Source organism: Sphingorhabdus sp., from assembly GCF_044239045.1.
GTDB lineage: Bacteria > Pseudomonadota > Alphaproteobacteria > Sphingomonadales > Sphingomonadaceae > Sphingorhabdus_B.
In genome coordinates this window covers 1-15,091 of sequence record NZ_JBIICD010000026.1, presented here as the reverse complement: position 1 = coordinate 15,091, position 15,091 = coordinate 1, and the positions used below count along the sequence as shown (strand labels likewise).

The window sequence follows — 15,091 nt, the reverse complement described above, 5'->3', positions numbered from 1 at the left end:
TCCATGCGAAGCCAAGGTTTCGATGATTTTGCATTCAGTAAACATGCCGTGACCGCAGGCGCCAACCACCCGGTCGAGTTCGTTGGAGATAGCTGTCAGATCACCGATTTGCGATCTACCTCGGTCATATGAACGCGTGCGATGCTATCAACCGGTCCTTTGCCTAATCGCCCTCAGTCTCTGAACTCCCTCTCAGACCGCGCAATCAAAAAGCCAGGCAGGACCAGCGCAGTTGCAAACATCAGCAGGATAAAGTTTTGTAGGATCCCAACAGACAATTCAAAATTGAAAAAGCTAGCGAGCAGGTCAGGGATGATTCCGCCTGCAAAGGTCATTAACACTATATACCTGAATGCGGAAAAATAGGCGCGATTTCGTGACGCCAACTCACGCTCGTCAAGTGTCGTTTCAGATGCACGAGCTAGGGAACCGTATGTGCCAAGAAAGAAGCAAGCACTCGCAACCAATCCAGTCAGAGCCGCAAAGCCAACCAAAGGCTCAACCAAACCTGTTTGAGATGGCAAAGTGAGTTTGACGACAAACCAACCGTGCATTGCAATGAGTGCATAGCCGCCCAAGAGTTTTCCTGTTCTTGGTCTCAGACCGATACCGACAAAGCGCGGCTGATCATTTTTTGTCATTTTTGGTCTCCTCAGTAACTTTATTGGCAAGTTGATTTACAAGCGAAGGGAACGGCTCAAGAGCGAAAAGCATTTCAACGGTTGCACCCAGAGCTTCCGCCAGCTTCAACGCAAGCTCAACCGTAGGTCTATAGTCACCGCGCTCTAAGTAACCGATGGTTTGCGGATTTACCGAAACCATCTCAGCCAACTCTTTGCGTGTAAGCCCTTTTTCTTGGCGGAAGAGATTGATGCGATTGAAAAGCATATTGCATATATACCAATTCGTTGTGTATACACAATATTTAATTTTATAAGTAAGCAAAAATCCTAGTTTGGCTAGAGGCTTACACAAGGGATCGGGCATGAAATGGCAGTGGTATCGCGTCCAACTTATCAACTCAGCTTGGCATATCGCCAGCCGTGTTTCTAAGTACTCTCATAGACAGGGATTTAAAAATGAACACGCAATGCCACTTTGCGCCCGTTAACTTTTATTGGTCTAAACACATTCAGTCGGAAGGCTTCCATTGCAAGATATGATGCCGGCTGGCCCCATCTTTTAGCGCCTCATGGGCTGATAGGGTCAATCCGCCGGAGACATCGAAAACCGCCAGCCGGCGTTGTTTGGTGCCGGTCATGTCGGGATTGAGCGACATGGTTACGTGATGCACCACCACATCATCCTCAATCCGCCAAGGGCCTGCATAGTGAAAATAGCTATCGAACGCCGCGGCCTTTTCTTCTGCGTTTGCGTTACGGGCGTTGGCGATACCAAATGGCGGACGTGCAGCTTTTGCGATACTGGCAGTCATAGTGCCATCGGCCGAATAGACGATATAGCCATGCGCGCCTTCGTTAAACGGCCGCGTAACGCCGCCGTCGGAATATTCGATGCGCCAATCGACGAGTTGCCAGGCGCCGATGAAGTCTTCGGGTCTATGCGGCATCGGAACCAGCTTTAAGAGGTGCAGGACGGCGGTTCTGGACAATCCGAAAACGACCGGCGACAAAGGCTAGGTCTGCTAGGCAGGCATTGCCAGCCGGATTGAGGCCAGTCACATGATAATCGCTATAGGCTGCCGCAAAATTTGCCCACATCGCACCGTGCATGTTGATCGAGAGATTCATGCCACTTTCCATATAGGCATCCAGCGCTCGGTGTATGAAGGCTTCGTCCGTCGAATAGAGATAGGATGAAATCGCCCCATTCTGGCGCGCAAGACGCGTTGCTTCTTCAACGGCTGAATCGCCATTGTCAGCAGCAATGACGAACAGCACCGGGCCAAAATGCTCCTCAGCATAAAGCGCCGCATTGCCAGCGGGAAGAGCAACAACAAGCGGTGTCATCGTGCGGGCCTGCGGATAATCAGGATGTGGGTAAGCGTCGGCGTACCTTAGGATCTGCGCATCTAGGGCTTTTGCTGCCCTATCCGCCAAACGGTGTATGATGTCGCAACTGGGTTCAGCCTGCACTGCGCCCATGATACCGGCAGCGATGCTTGGATTGCTTGCGATGTTATCAATAGCGACCACAATTGCAGCTGCTACTTCATCAAAGGATGCAGGGCCATTAGCGGTCTGGATGCCGCCCGCTGGCACATAGACATTTTGCGGGCTAGTGCACATTTGCGCCGAAAATAGGCAGGTGGCGCGGGCGATAGCGGTAGCTGTTGCCTCAAGATCAGCACAGCTTTCTATAACAACCGAATTTATCCCAGCCGTCTCGGTAAAAAGTAGTTTGCCCGTGACCGTTTTTTCAAGATATCCGCCGTAGCGCGGGCTGCCGGTGAAATCGATGATCTGCACCGCTGGATCATCAATGAAACGCTGGGCAACGGGTGCATCCAGCGTATCGACTGCCAGCGTGACGAGATTTGGGTCGCAACCATAATCGGCCAGCACTTTGCGACATTCCTGCACCACAATCGCCATCGGCAGGATGGCAATCGGATGCGGCTTCACAATCACGGGGTTGCCAGTAGCAAGGCTTGCGAACATCGCCGGATAGGCATTCCATGTTGGAAAGGAAGCGCAGCAGATGACAAATCCGATGCCACGCGGAACAAGGGTATAAGATTTGTCGAGAGAGACATCTTCTTTGCCAAAGGTCCGGTTCCAGCGCACAGATGGCAAAACATCGCGCATCGCTTTAGCAGCGTAAGCAAGTGCTTCGATCCCGCGATCCAGCGCATTAGGGCCGCTGCCGCTAAACGCTTGAGTGTAGCTCTGCCCCGCGACGTGCATCACACTGTGCGCCATCTCGAAATTGCGGGCATAAAGGCGCATCGCAATTTCTATACCGAGCGCCATTCGTGTTTCGGGATTGACCTTGCGCCAACTCTGCATCGCCTTTTGGGCAGCACCGATCAGCGCAGTCGGATCGCTGACCGGATAGTCGATGCCAAGCGGTTGCCGAGTGAATGGAGATGTCTCCGCGCCGCTGCGGCTAGTGATCCCAGGCTGGTCAAGGTCAAACGGTTGCCCAAGCTGAGCTTCAAACGCTGCCCTGCCCGCTTCCGGTGCGCCGGGCGCATGGAATTTAGCACTGGGGGAATCGCGGAACGGGCTCCAGCTTTTGCGGCTGCTTACAGCTTCAATCGCCGCCTCAATCGTGGGAGCGTGACGGGCCGTCAAGTCTTCAAGCTTTTCGGTCATCTTCTCTCTCAGTTTAGCCGTTCCACGATCATCGCTGCACCTACGCCCGATGCGCCGCTGACGACAACAAGGCCTAGCGTTCCATCTGCCTCATCGAGACAATCCAGCAATGTCGATGTCAGGATCGCACCACTGGCCCCCATTGGATGCCCCTTGGCAATATGGCCGCCCGAAACATTGACTTTGGTGCCGTCGACACGGTCGTCGCGCAAAAATCTGGCGATGGTAACGGCGAAGGATTCCATGAACTCCACCCGGTCCATATCGGCCAATGTTAGACCGGCGCGTGCGAGCGCCTTCTCCATTGCAGCAAAGCCTGCCGTGAGCGATGCCACAGGGTCACCGCCGCTTTCGGCAAATGCCAAAATACGCGCGCGTGGCTGCCCTAATTTTGCTTGCCCAACGCACGCCATTGCAGCGCCGTCGCACACTGGAGGGGCATGGCTAAAGGTGTGAAGCGGCTCGAACCGGTCTCCGCCTAGTGCATCCGCATATTGATCTTGCAAAGCAGCAAACCCCGCAGGCATCGCAGCAAGCGAGGAGGCGTCTGTCTTTGGGCGAATACATTCTTCTGTTTGAAGCGTGCCGCTTGGGATTCGCGAGCGGATTAACGCGCTGTTGTTTTCAGCAGCCGCAGCTTTTTGTTGTGAGACAAGGGCTACGGCATCAAGTTCGGCGCGACTAAAGCCTTCATCTGCAGCTAGACGGTCTGCTGCGAGCACAACCGGAATATAACGGGTGCGAACTGGAAAGCTGGCATCTGTATAATAGCTTGCCTTGTCACCCATAAAGGGCACGCGGCTCATGCATTCAACACCCCCAGCCAAAACTGAGCTCGCCTGCCCGCTGCCGACCATTGCAGCCGCCAGACCAATGGCTGATAGCCCAGATGCACAATAATTGTTTATGCTATGCGCCGCTGTTGCATCGGGCAGGTCAGCATGGAGTTTTGAGACAAGTGCTATGTGACCGCCCTGGTCACCTACTTGACCGATACACCCGAGTAATAGGGCTTCTGGTGCCTGTGCCCAATCACCCACGCGCCCTCGCACCGCATCAATCTGTTGTTTAACCAGTTCCTGCGGAGTTAGCGCGGCCAGTCCACCTTCGGCTTTGGCTTTGCCGCGCGGTGTCCGGACTGCATCATAAAGAAAAACATCTGCCATATTATCAGATACCCACGACGAAGCTGACCGAAGTCGTGGCACTACCGCCAACATTGAAGGTCGCAAAATTCTTCGCTCCTTCGACCTGATAGTCGCCGGCCTTTCCAGTTACCTGCTTGGTCGCGTCGAGCATCATGCGGACACCGGTGGCGCCAACGGGATGGCCCAGGCCGATCAATCCACCCGAAGGGTTGACGGGAAGTTTTCCGCCCAGCGCAATCGTTCCGTCCTCCACTGCGCGCCAGCTTTCGCCGGGCGGAGTGATCCCGAAATGGTCGATTGCCATATATTCCGTGATCGAAAAACAATCGTGCACTTCGACGCCGTCGCACTGGTAAATGTCTGCCATGCCTGCACGACCTAGCGCGTCCATCATAGCCTTGCGGACGGTGGGGAAAATATAAGGTTGCCCGAAGCTAGCGTTGACTTTGGTTGAGTAGAGTAACGGGGCTGTTGAATGACCCCATCCTTTGATGCGCGGAATACTGTCCAGTGACATGCCCCGTCGCGCCGCGTAGCGTTCCGCCACTTCGCGCGATGCAAGAAAGATTGCGGCGGCTCCATCCGTAACTTGCCCACAATCAGCCTTGCGCAGGCTACCTTCGATTGGCGGGTTAAATTCGTCATTGTCAGCAAAATGATCCGGCGTGATCGCCCAATTGCGCGTCTGTGAATTGGGGTTCTTTTTGGCATTCGAAAAGGCGATTTCGGAAATGCCCCGAAGGTGCGCGCGGTCAAGACCGAAGCGTTCTTCATATTCCGCAGCCACATTGGAAAACATGTGCGGCCACAAATAGCGCGCTTCTTGGGCTTCGCGGCCTGCCCAAGCGGCGGAGCCTAGATACTCCGCTGCCCGTTGTCCCGGTACGTTGCGCATCAACTCAATACCAAGGACCAGCACAAGTCCGTAGCGCCCTGCTTCAATCTCCGCGCTCGCGGCAAGGATGGCGATGCTGCCCGAAGCGCAGGCGGCCTCATGGCGGGCGGTCGGGATGCCCGCCATATCGGGGTGAACATGGCCAAAAAATCCGCCAAGCTGGCCTTGACCCGCAAACAGCTCGCCAACAAAGTTGCCTACATGCGCAGTTTCGACTTCATTCGGCTCAATGCCCGTGGCTGCAAAAGCGGCTTCGGCAACGTCGCGGAATAATTCAAAAATCCCGCCGCCTTCGCGGTCGATATTGCGACCAAAGTCGGTTTGAGCGCCGCCTAGAATGAACACTTCTGCAGACATGTCAGTCTCCTTTTTCAATCATCGCTAGCGCCAATTCACGCACTTCGCTGCGCATCACTTTATTAGTCACATTACGCGGCAAGCTTTCCAAGCGGAACAGCCGTTCGGGCAGTTTGAACACGGCTAGATCTTGTTCACGCAAAAACGCCGTCACCGCGTCCAACGACACGTCTGCTCCGTCGCGTGACACCACAGCGACACCGATCCGCTCGCCCATCACCGGATCAGGCAGAGCGAACACGCAGGCTTCTGCAAGTAAGGGGTGGCCGCCTAATGCCTGATCAATCTCTTCCGGAGAGATATTGACACCTCCGCGAATAATCAGATCCTTGCAGCGTCCGGTAAACTTAAGGAATCGGCCACCCTGTTCAATCTGGAAGAGGTCGCCCGTTTTGAAATATCCGTCTTCGGTGAAGGCGGCAGCGTTTTGCTCCGGCGCTTTCCAATAGCCTTCAAATACCGCTGGCCCTCTTATCTGGAGTTCGCCTGGCACACCTTCATCCGTGATCGGCTCTCCGCCCTGCGGGGGGACAAGCCGCGATTGCATAATGCGTTCAGGTGCGCTGCCAAACCAGGGTGTAATGTCCAGCCCGTTCGGGAAATAGCTTGCTCGCTCGACCGGGTCAGGCACATCATCCGGTCCGGTAATCAGCGTCATGCCCTCGTTCGATCCGAAGATGTTAATTACGGGCAGGCCTAGCCGCTCTTGAAAGCCCTGCACCATAGCTGGTGCCAGCGGGGCAGAGCCAGAGCCGATGGTACGTAGGCTAGAGAAATCAACCTTGGCCAGCAGGGCTTCATTTTGGAGCAGCATATTGAGCACGGCAGGCGGTGCGATAGTAAAGCCGGGCTTTTCCGTTGCAATCTGGCCCAAATAGATTTGCGGATCAAACGGGTGATGCAACACCATCGTTCCGGCAATCCGCAGCCAGCTCATCGTGATGCCGCCAATCGACGCCATGTTGATCAGCGGGAAAGGATTGAGCATAACATCGCCGTCCTGCAACCGCGATGTGCTGTACGTGCCTGGCGCAATACCTACCCAATGGTTATGACTGCGTGGCACGCCCTTTGGAATACCAGTTGTGCCCGACGTCCAGCAGACGGTGAAAATATCGTCGGCATCAATTTTTGTCGCGGCCCGATATGCGGCGAGCAGATCGGGATGCGTTTGCGCGTGCGTTAGGTCTATCGCATCAGCCGGAGCATCGGGGCCAACCGTCATCAGCTTGATTGAACCGTCCAACAACGACCGCACGACGCCTATATGATCGGCATTGTGCATTTGTGTGCCGCAGATAAAGGCCTTCGGTTCAACAATATCAAACATCGTTGAAAGTTCGTGGCTGCGATACTGCACCGCGACTGGGCTGACGATGGCACCGATGGTTGCAGCTGCAAAGTAGAGCGCCACAAACTCGCTGATATTGGGCAGCTGGATGACAATCACATCATCCTTGCCAATATCCGCTGCTAGCAATGCTCCCGCCAGCCGTTCGACCTCTGCCTGCAACTGTGCATAAGTTAGCCGCTTTGGATCGCCAAAGGCAAAGTCATTACGATTGGGTGCATCGACCAAAGCCAAGCGTTCTGGATGCTTGACGGCATTGGCAAAGAATAGATCAGCGAGTGTCTTGTCCCCCCACCAGCCAGCCTCGCGATATAGAGCCCGTTTTTCCTCGCCAGCAACGATCATGTCAGGCCACCAACACGCTATTCGGACCCATGCCGATATCGTCACCATTGGCCCATACGGAGTGTGTACCCGAACAGAAGCGTTCGGGAAGAATGATCCGGCATACCGGACCCGCGCCGAAGTTCTTCGCGTCAAACAAAACGCATTCGGAGCGGTCATTTTTGACGTCTGCAATGAAGGAGACAAGATAGCCATCATCTTCATCCTTGGCGTTGATGCGCGGTGCAAATGGGCTTTCGCTGCCATAGCGGTCCGGCCCAAAACAGACCTCTTCGCTTTTACCCGTCTCAAGATCATGCTTCACAAGACCTGAGAACAAGAACCAATAGGGTTCTGGCACGGCCGAATAGGCATAACGATATTTGCGCCCTGCATATTTCTGGTTGATCATACCGAACTCGAGTATGCGGTCGTCGAGGCGTTCCTCGATCGTTGCCCCAGTTTTCAAATTGAAACGCCAGCGATGCAACTTCGGTTTCATCAACCCTTGTGACAGATAGGCCATCATCCGCTCTAGCCCGTCGGGCGCATCCGGATGCGACTTGGGCTGGGGCTCTTCCTGATAATAGCCGTCTAGGATGATCTCGTCGCCTTCTTCCCACGCATTCAGCCAATGGAGCGTGTAAGTCGGCTCCGCTTCGAACCAACGGATATCTTCTGGCTGGCCCATGCGCGGGATGATGCCAAATCGCGTTTTTTCATCGGGGTGAAACTGCACAACGTGCAGGTTGCGCTGCAACAGCTCGGGATCCCAGTAGAGCGGCATATCGTTCACGATGGCATAATTTTTGGTGAACGCCATATCGTGTGGTAGGCGCGGCCCGGCGAGTGGGACCGGGATATAGTGCTTTAGCTTATTATCTGCGCCAACGACGCCATAATGCATAAAGGGCGCGTGTTTGGAATAGTTGAAGAACATGAGTTCACCAGTGGCCTCATCCACTTTTGTATGCGCCGACACGCCGTCAAGTGGGACCCAACTCTCAGTACCGAACTGTTCCAGCGTAAAGGGATCTAAGCGATAGCCTTCACCGCATTGGTAAAAAGTCGAGAGGATCTTGCCAGCATGCACCACGACATCGGTCGAGGAAGAGTCTTTCAACCATTCCTGCGCCCCCCAGCCGGGGCGGGTCGATTTATGCGGCGGCTCCATGAGACCCGCCCACAAAGCCTTGCCTGCTTCTTGTTCTGCCTGAAACCCCTTAGTACGGACAAAGCGGCTGCGATAGCTTGCACGACCATCTTTGAAGCTGATCGCATGAATGAAGCCATCACCATCAAACGGATGATAGCGACCAATGGGTTCGTGCACTGGAACCTCGCCCGTCCGAACATAAACTCCGTCGATGTCGTCGGGGATTGTGCCGATAACTTCGGCGTCGCCATTAGCGAAAATCGCGTTCCATTCATTGAAGGTTGGGCGCCAAGCACCCTGCATATAAGGATGGTCGGTACTAGTAAGTGTTGACCTAACTTTTCCAACAAGTTCGACTGTCATGACTTCACTCCTTAGCAACAAAGCGCGGCAAATTGCATGCCGCATCATATTCTTGTTTCAGCCGCGCAATAATCTGCGCGATCGGCTCAATGGCCTTTACCGCACCAACGCCTTGTCCAGCGGACCAGACATTTTTCCACGCCTTCGCATCATCCTGTGCATTTGCGAAATTGGGCTTCTTATCTTCAGCCATGTTCCTTGGATCATGGCCAGCGGCCAAAAGGCTCGCGCGCAACCAATTGGCAGTGACGCCGGTAATACCCCTTGAAGGAACTATATCTTCGGCGCCAGCATCGACCACCATGTTTTTATAGGCTAGTTCTGCCATACTCTCTTCAGAAGCGATAAGGGCCGTCCCTACATAAGCAAGGTCGGCGCCGAGCACTTCTGCTGCGCGAATGGTGTGCCCATTGGAAATCGCCCCCCCAAGGATGATAGGTCCGTCCCAGAACTGGCGTACCTCTTCAACAAAGGCGAAGCTTGCGGTTTGCCCCGTATGTCCACCCGCCCCGGATGCGATGAGCACCAATCCGTCCACGCCCGCGGCCGCAGCTTTGCGTGCGAAGCTTACAGAGTTCACGTCGGCAAAGACCAATCCTCCATAGCCATGCACTGCATCCATCACCCGTGTCGGACTGCCAAGTGCTGTGATTACAAGACTTGGCTTATACCGGGTCACACATGCAAGATCAGCGGGCAATCGGTCATTGGAAGGATGAACTACCAGATTAGCTGCCCATGATGCTGCATCGCAATCCGCTTCCAATGCAGTCGAAATTTGCCGCATCCAGTCATCCAGTATTTCTGGCGTCCGTGCATTCGGGGTCGGGAAACTACCGATCATCCCGGCTTTGGCTTGCGCAATAACCATATCCGGACCAGAAATCAGAAACATCGGTGCCCCGATGACCGGAAGTTTGAGTTTATGCGTCAGCTGGGCGGGCAATGGCATTGCGATACGGTCCTCGAACTCACCTCAGCATTAGCTTGCATAGAGATACTAACTTGTATAGTCATACTTTAACTGGACGCGCAAGCGATACCGTTTCAGGTGTTGCTGAAGTAAAAGCGCGACAGGTTTGGAGAGGAACATGATGATGAGAGCTTTATTGAAGTTTCTAGGTACAACCGCACTGGTCATGCCTGCCACCGTTTGGGCGCAGGATGCGGTCAGTGACGGACAAGGGCAAGCTGGCCTCGAAGAGATTGTCGTGACTGCGCAGAAGCGTGCTGAAGGCTTATCGGATGTGCCTATCTCGATTTCAGCTGTCAGTGGCGAAACGATCGAAGCCTATGGCCAGACGAACTTGGAAGCAGTTTCATCATCGATACCAAACCTTAAAATAACCCAGACGGCGATTGCAAATCGTATCGCTATTCGCGGCATCGCCTCTGGTGACAACAAGGGATTTGAGCAGTCGGTCGCAATGTTCGTCGACGGTATCTACTACGGCCGCGATCAGTTAAGCCGCATGCCACTCGTCGATCTTCAGCGCGTCGAAGTACTGCGCGGTCCGCAGCCGACCTTGTTCGGTAAGAACGCCATCGCCGGTGCGGTGAACGTCGTCAGCCGTCGGCCGACTGAAGATTTTGAAGGTTCGCTCAGCGGACTTTATGAATTTAACCATAAAGAAGCGCAGGTCACCGGTGTTCTGTCCGGCCCAATCTCGCAGAAAATCGGCGCACGCGTGGTGGGCTATTACCGCGATATGGATGGCTATTTCACCAATACGCGCCAGAACCGCAAGGAACCCAACGTCCGGGAAGCTTTTGTGCGTGGTATCGTCGATTTTAAAGGTGATGGCCCCCTTTCAGCTGACGTAAAACTCGAATATGCCGACTTTAAGGTAAAGGGCCAGCCGCGTGAGGCATTTAGCCCGGTTGGCATTTACAGCACCGTTTTCGCCGGCCCGCTGTTTGTTGACACAACCGAGGATTATGTTCGAGCAGATGGCGGCTATCTGAGCCGCAATAAGATTTTCAACAGTGTTTTTAATGCTAATCTGGAACTCGGAAGCCATACCGTGACGTCTGTCACCGGATATCTCGATTATAATGTTAAAGAGACAATAGACGTCGACTTCGTGACGATTGATTTGCTGGATGGGACAGGGCTGACCGAGGATTATCGACAGTTTTCGCAAGAGTTTCGCATTGCATCTCCAGGTGATCAGACTTTCAACTATATTGCTGGCGTCTATTTCCAAAATTCCAACCTTGATATCACGGATGTTGTCCGCTTCTCGCCCTTCTTTCTTGCGAATCCTGGGTTTCGAGCACTTGGCGACACTACGAACGATCGCATCTATTCCCAGAAGTCGGATCTGATCTCCGTCTTTGCGCAAGGGGAAATTTCGATCACTGATGCGCTGCGTTTGACCGTTGGCGCTCGCTTCAACCACGAAAAGAAAAGCGGTAGCCGTTCACTTGCCATTAGTCGCGGGCCACTTAGCCTCACGCCACCATCTGGCGCAGCGATCAGCGCTGCAGCAGTGGCGGCAACCTTCCGCGCCCTCAATATTGAAGCTCACAATATCAACGGCAAGCTGAGTGAAGATTCGTTCAACCCGATGGCGAACATTCAATACGACATCAATGACGACCTAATGTTCTACACGTCTTTCGCCCGCGGTACTAAGGCTGGGGGCTTTGATGTCCGGTCCAATTCTCTACCTGGCTCAACGACAATTGCGCGGCCTGGCTCCTTTCAGTTTGGGGACGAGCAGGCCGATAATTTTGAAGCTGGATTCAAGTACAAGACGCGCAGCGTGGCTCTTAACCTATCCTTTTATAGTACCAAGTATAAAGACTTGCAGACCAATGTTTTCGACGGAGTCTTGAACTTCAACGTGCGCAACGCGTCTGGTGCCAAAACCCAAGGGGTGGAGGCAGACATGCGCTGGGCCTTAGACGAGCATTTTACGCTTAGTGGGGCCGTTGCCTATCTCGACTTTGCCTTTACCGACTTCCCGCAAGGGCAGTGTTACTTCCAGCAGGTAGCAGATCAGCCAGGAGGATTTTGCAGCTACACCGGCAAGCGGAATCAGCTTACCCCAGAATGGTCCGGAAATCTCAATGGTGATTTCAGCCATGAAATTGGGTCAAGTCTAAAGCTTGGTATCAACCTTAATGCTGATTTTTCGAGCAGTTATATTTCGGCAGCCAACCTCGACCCCCTGACCAAACAGGATGGTTATGTAAAAATCGGCTCCCGGTTGTCGCTGGGGCATGTGGACAATAATTGGACCATTGCCCTTGTTGGACGGAACCTGACCAATGAGCGGATCAAGCAGACAGCGGGCAACTTGCCCCTGGCTACTACATTCACAAGCAACAGGGGTGTGGCGTACAATGCCATCTATGATCGACCACGCAGCTTGGCTGTCCAGCTTGACGCGAAATTTTAAGTGGTGCGCTGGAGCCTTCTGACTGGCTTACTTTTGCTGGCCTGCACATCCGTGCAGGCCCAGCAATCCCCAGCCCACCCAGAAGAAACCGATCCGGCGAAAATAGGCTGGATGCAAGGTAGCCCACCGCCGCCTGAAAAGCGCATCCTGTTCCGCGACAGCAGTTTTTTCAGCTTTCCAAAGACCCGCTGGTCCTTTGCACATATCGGCGAACTTGTTCCAACCGCAAGGATATCGCGGGGGAGTGGGCCGGTGGCGGATCTTCCTCTTGCCCTTCGGGAAGATCTGGATACCGTCATCTTCACGCCACTCGGGCGAACAGATACAATGAACTGGGCGCAGGCATTTGAAGCTGTTTATGGCGATGCTATCTTGATCCTACACAAAGGTAACATCGTCTATGAACGCTATAAGGGCGTGATGAAGCCCGAACAGCCGCACATCGCTTTTTCAGTGACCAAATCCTATTTTGGCACTTTGGCAGAAATGTTGATTGCCGACGGGACGATCGATGAGACCGCGTTGGTCACGCGCTATGTGCCCGAACTAGCGGGTAGCGGCTTTGGTGATGCGACAGTGCGCCAGATCCTCGACATGACAACAGGACTTGCTTATTCGGAAGACTATTCTGACCCTGCAGCCGATATAGCGAAATTCTCAGTAGCTGTCGGTGCCGCACCTGCGCCGCCTGGCTATGCAGGGCCACGAGCGGCCTATGACTATCTACCCACAATTCCTAAACAGGGGGCCCATGGCGAGGGGTTCACTTATAAGTCGGTGAACACCGAAGTGGTCGGTTGGCTGATCGCTCGCGCGACTGGTAAGCGACCACACGAAGTTTTAAGCGAACGTATCTGGTCAAAGCTGGGAGCAGATCATGATGCTAGCATAATGATCGACAGCGCTGGATCGCCTTTCACAGCCGGAGGGCTCAACTTAACGCTACGGGATATGGCACGTTTTGGCGAAACGATGCGGCTCAAGGGCCGCTTTAACGGCAAGCAGATCATACCAGAATCGGTTGTTGCAAAGATGACCGCAGGCGGAAAGCAGAGTGATTTTGCTAAGGCCGGATATAATTTACTGACAGGCTGGAGCTACAAAAGCCAGTGGTGGGTGACGCACAATAATCACGGCGCATTCAACGCACGCGGTATCCACGGTCAGACCATCTATGTCGATCCCAAAGCCCAAATGGTCATTGTCCGCTTTGCTTCCCACCCAAAGGCAGCTAATGCCAACTTTGATGATATTTCGCTTCCTGCCTATCAGGCCATTGCAGAAAGGCTTATGGCCAAAAAGTGAAACATGAAACAATCCGGGCCTGCTCGATCTGGCGAGCGCTTGAAGTCGTCGGCGACGTACCTGTCCTACTCATTCTTGAGCAAGCCTTTCTCGGCAAACATCGCTTCGATGAATTCGTGCAAAAAACAGGCGTGGCGCGCTCGGTCATCAGTAACCGGCTTAATAAGCTGCTTGATTCGGATGTGTTGATTAAATTACCCGGACGCCACGCAGGATATCGGCTGACCGAAAAGGGGCGTGATCTTTTTCCCATAGCACTCATGATACTGCGTTGGCAGCACAACTGGGAATTGGGAGAACGCGGTTTTCTGATTGAACTCATACACGCCGACTGTGGTCAAAAATTAGTTCCTGTCGCCGCATGCAATCATTGTGCTGAACAGATCGATCCGCGCCAAGTGTCGTGGGCGCCGGGCCCTGGAATCAGTCAGATCACGGCACTTTATGGTCGCCGTCGCATGCAGACTGCAGTCGCGATCGCAAAGCGCGGCAATCAGACGATGGTCGATTCGGTTATTGAACTATTCGGTGACCGCTGGGCAACGCTTGTCGTGCGCGCCTGCTTCACCGGCATCCAGCGCTTTGACGACATACAGCGCGACACGCTGATGGCGACAAACATTCTGGCTGACCGGCTTGACCGGTTGCAAAAGCAGGGCATCGTTCAAGCCAAACCCTATTCTGCGTATCAGGACCGTTTCGAATATCGGCTCACAGAAAAAGGTCGCGATCTGTATCCTGTGCTACTTGCTCTCCTGCAATGGGGCGACCGTTGGTACGCTGATTCGAAGGGGCCTCCCCTATTGCTAACCCATAAGACCTGCGGGCAAGCGCTGCGTTTGCAGCCCAGATGCAGTTGCTGTGCCGGCGGCTTGCACATCGCAAACACCGCATTTGAGCGTTAGACAGGTCGAGGCGAAGAGACCTCGCGCGCAATGGCGAACTGCCTTTCACTTAGCTAGGGTCAAGACCAATGAAATGCACCTGAGACCATTTTGTTCAACCCAAGCTTGCTAGCAGTGAAATTGTGAGTGGCGGTGGCCAAGCGTTCTAACCGGCGAAACGGCACCTATTGGGCCGAAAGTGGACTGTCCGCTTAATGGCTCTAAACGGAACATTGCCGCCGCCCACTCGAGAAATAAAGATTACTCCCAAGAGACCATTGCGGCTGGAAAAAGCGGACATTTCCAGGCTCGAAGCAAAAACGCACACTCGTTCGACAATTTTCAACTATTCTCAGCAGCTGGTTAACATGCAACCACGTTAACTGCCAACCCACCTAGGCTAGTTTCCTTATATTTGGAGGATATATCCAGGCCGGTTTGGCGCATCGTTTCGATGACTTGATCGAGCGAAACTTTTGGTGTTTCGTGACTGTGCAGTGCCAAACGAGCAGCGTTGACTGCTTTCACCGCCCCGATGGCATTACGCTCAATACACGGTATCTGCACCAACCCGCCCACTGGATCGCAAGTCAAGCCAAGGTTATGTTCCATACCGATTTCAG

General features: G+C 53.8%; 13 protein-coding genes. 3 read left to right on the top strand and 10 right to left on the bottom strand.

Going from position 1 to position 15,091, the window contains the following annotated elements; translation table 11 throughout:
• Positions 1 to 173: 173 nt before the first annotated feature.
• From ACILP4_RS09245 to ACILP4_RS09205, 9 genes are all read right to left on the bottom strand, one after another.
• Entirely contained in the window at positions 174 to 641 is a 468-nt protein-coding gene (locus ACILP4_RS09245; protein WP_395620435.1) for a hypothetical protein, read from the bottom strand.
• Positions 628 to 888 carry a helix-turn-helix transcriptional regulator gene (locus ACILP4_RS09240; protein ID WP_395620434.1) on the bottom strand — a complete coding sequence of 87 codons (261 nt, stop codon included), beginning with the start codon at positions 886 to 888 and terminating at the stop codon, positions 628 to 630. The genes ACILP4_RS09245 and ACILP4_RS09240 overlap by 14 nt, the downstream gene beginning before the upstream one ends.
• 244 nt (positions 889 to 1,132) lie before the next feature.
• Positions 1,133 to 1,570 carry a lipocalin-like domain-containing protein gene (locus ACILP4_RS09235; RefSeq protein ID WP_395620433.1) on the bottom strand — a complete coding sequence of 146 codons (438 nt, stop codon included), beginning with the start codon at positions 1,568 to 1,570 and terminating at the stop codon, positions 1,133 to 1,135.
• Complete coding sequence (paaN, locus tag ACILP4_RS09230) at positions 1,560 to 3,278, bottom strand: phenylacetic acid degradation protein PaaN (protein ID WP_395620432.1); 1,719 nt, start codon at positions 3,276 to 3,278, stop codon at positions 1,560 to 1,562. Before paaN ends, ACILP4_RS09235 begins: the two co-directional genes overlap by 11 nt.
• 8 nt (positions 3,279 to 3,286) lie before the next feature.
• A complete protein-coding gene (locus tag ACILP4_RS09225; protein WP_395620431.1) occupies positions 3,287 to 4,444 on the bottom strand; it encodes an acyl-CoA thiolase in 1,158 nt (385 codons plus the stop codon).
• A 4-nt stretch (positions 4,445 to 4,448) separates the two neighbouring features.
• On the bottom strand, positions 4,449 to 5,678 hold the full coding sequence (locus tag ACILP4_RS09220; protein WP_395620430.1) for an acetyl-CoA acetyltransferase: 1,230 nt from the start codon (positions 5,676 to 5,678) through the stop codon (positions 4,449 to 4,451).
• Position 5,679: 1 nt separating this feature from the next.
• A complete protein-coding gene (locus tag ACILP4_RS09215) occupies positions 5,680 to 7,374 on the bottom strand; it encodes a class I adenylate-forming enzyme family protein (protein ID WP_395620429.1) in 1,695 nt (564 codons plus the stop codon).
• A gap of 1 nt (position 7,375) precedes the next feature.
• Positions 7,376 to 8,872: a carotenoid oxygenase family protein gene (locus ACILP4_RS09210; RefSeq protein ID WP_395620428.1), complete on the bottom strand. Its 1,497-nt coding sequence runs from the start codon at positions 8,870 to 8,872 to the stop codon at positions 7,376 to 7,378.
• 4 nt (positions 8,873 to 8,876) lie between these two features.
• On the bottom strand, positions 8,877 to 9,824 hold the full coding sequence (locus tag ACILP4_RS09205; protein WP_395620427.1) for an NAD(P)H-dependent flavin oxidoreductase: 948 nt from the start codon (positions 9,822 to 9,824) through the stop codon (positions 8,877 to 8,879).
• A 139-nt stretch (positions 9,825 to 9,963) separates the two neighbouring features.
• Here ACILP4_RS09205 and ACILP4_RS09200 point away from each other — a divergent pair, with 139 nt between their 5' ends.
• The 3 genes from ACILP4_RS09200 to ACILP4_RS09190 are packed head-to-tail and all read left to right on the top strand — an operon-like array spanning position 9,964 to position 14,489.
• On the top strand, positions 9,964 to 12,279 hold the full coding sequence (locus tag ACILP4_RS09200) for a TonB-dependent receptor (RefSeq protein ID WP_395620426.1): 2,316 nt from the start codon (positions 9,964 to 9,966) through the stop codon (positions 12,277 to 12,279).
• Positions 12,280 to 12,282: 3 nt separating this feature from the next.
• The gene (locus tag ACILP4_RS09195) at positions 12,283 to 13,584 is read left to right on the top strand and encodes a serine hydrolase domain-containing protein (RefSeq protein ID WP_395620425.1); all 1,302 of its coding nucleotides are present in this window, start codon (positions 12,283 to 12,285) and stop codon (positions 13,582 to 13,584) included.
• A complete protein-coding gene (locus ACILP4_RS09190) occupies positions 13,581 to 14,489 on the top strand; it encodes a winged helix-turn-helix transcriptional regulator (RefSeq protein ID WP_395620424.1) in 909 nt (302 codons plus the stop codon). Before ACILP4_RS09195 ends, ACILP4_RS09190 begins: the two co-directional genes overlap by 4 nt.
• Before the next feature lie 342 nt (positions 14,490 to 14,831).
• Here the strand turns inward: ACILP4_RS09190 and ACILP4_RS09185 are convergent.
• A partial coding sequence (locus ACILP4_RS09185; RefSeq protein WP_395620423.1) for an L-serine ammonia-lyase, iron-sulfur-dependent, subunit alpha occupies positions 14,832 to 15,091 on the bottom strand: 260 nt, incomplete at its 5' end.

Bases quoted from the DNA above. Each gene is read 5' to 3' on its own strand.
- ACILP4_RS09245 (WP_395620435.1), bottom strand. From the start codon at position 641: ATGACAAAAAATGATCAGCCGCGCTTTGTCGGTATCGGTCTGAGACCA.
- ACILP4_RS09240 (WP_395620434.1), bottom strand. From the start codon at position 888: ATGCTTTTCAATCGCATCAATCTCTTCCGCCAAGAAAAAGGGCTTACA.
- ACILP4_RS09235 (WP_395620433.1), bottom strand. From the start codon at position 1,570: ATGCCGCATAGACCCGAAGACTTCATCGGCGCCTGGCAACTCGTCGAT.
- paaN (WP_395620432.1), bottom strand. From the start codon at position 3,278: ATGACCGAAAAGCTTGAAGACTTGACGGCCCGTCACGCTCCCACGATT.
- ACILP4_RS09225 (WP_395620431.1), bottom strand. From the start codon at position 4,444: ATGGCAGATGTTTTTCTTTATGATGCAGTCCGGACACCGCGCGGCAAA.
- ACILP4_RS09220 (WP_395620430.1), bottom strand. From the start codon at position 5,678: ATGTCTGCAGAAGTGTTCATTCTAGGCGGCGCTCAAACCGACTTTGGT.
- ACILP4_RS09215 (WP_395620429.1), bottom strand. From the start codon at position 7,374: ATGATCGTTGCTGGCGAGGAAAAACGGGCTCTATATCGCGAGGCTGGC.
- ACILP4_RS09210 (WP_395620428.1), bottom strand. From the start codon at position 8,872: ATGACAGTCGAACTTGTTGGAAAAGTTAGGTCAACACTTACTAGTACC.
- ACILP4_RS09205 (WP_395620427.1), bottom strand. From the start codon at position 9,824: ATGCCATTGCCCGCCCAGCTGACGCATAAACTCAAACTTCCGGTCATC.
- ACILP4_RS09200 (WP_395620426.1), top strand. From the start codon at position 9,964: ATGATGATGAGAGCTTTATTGAAGTTTCTAGGTACAACCGCACTGGTC.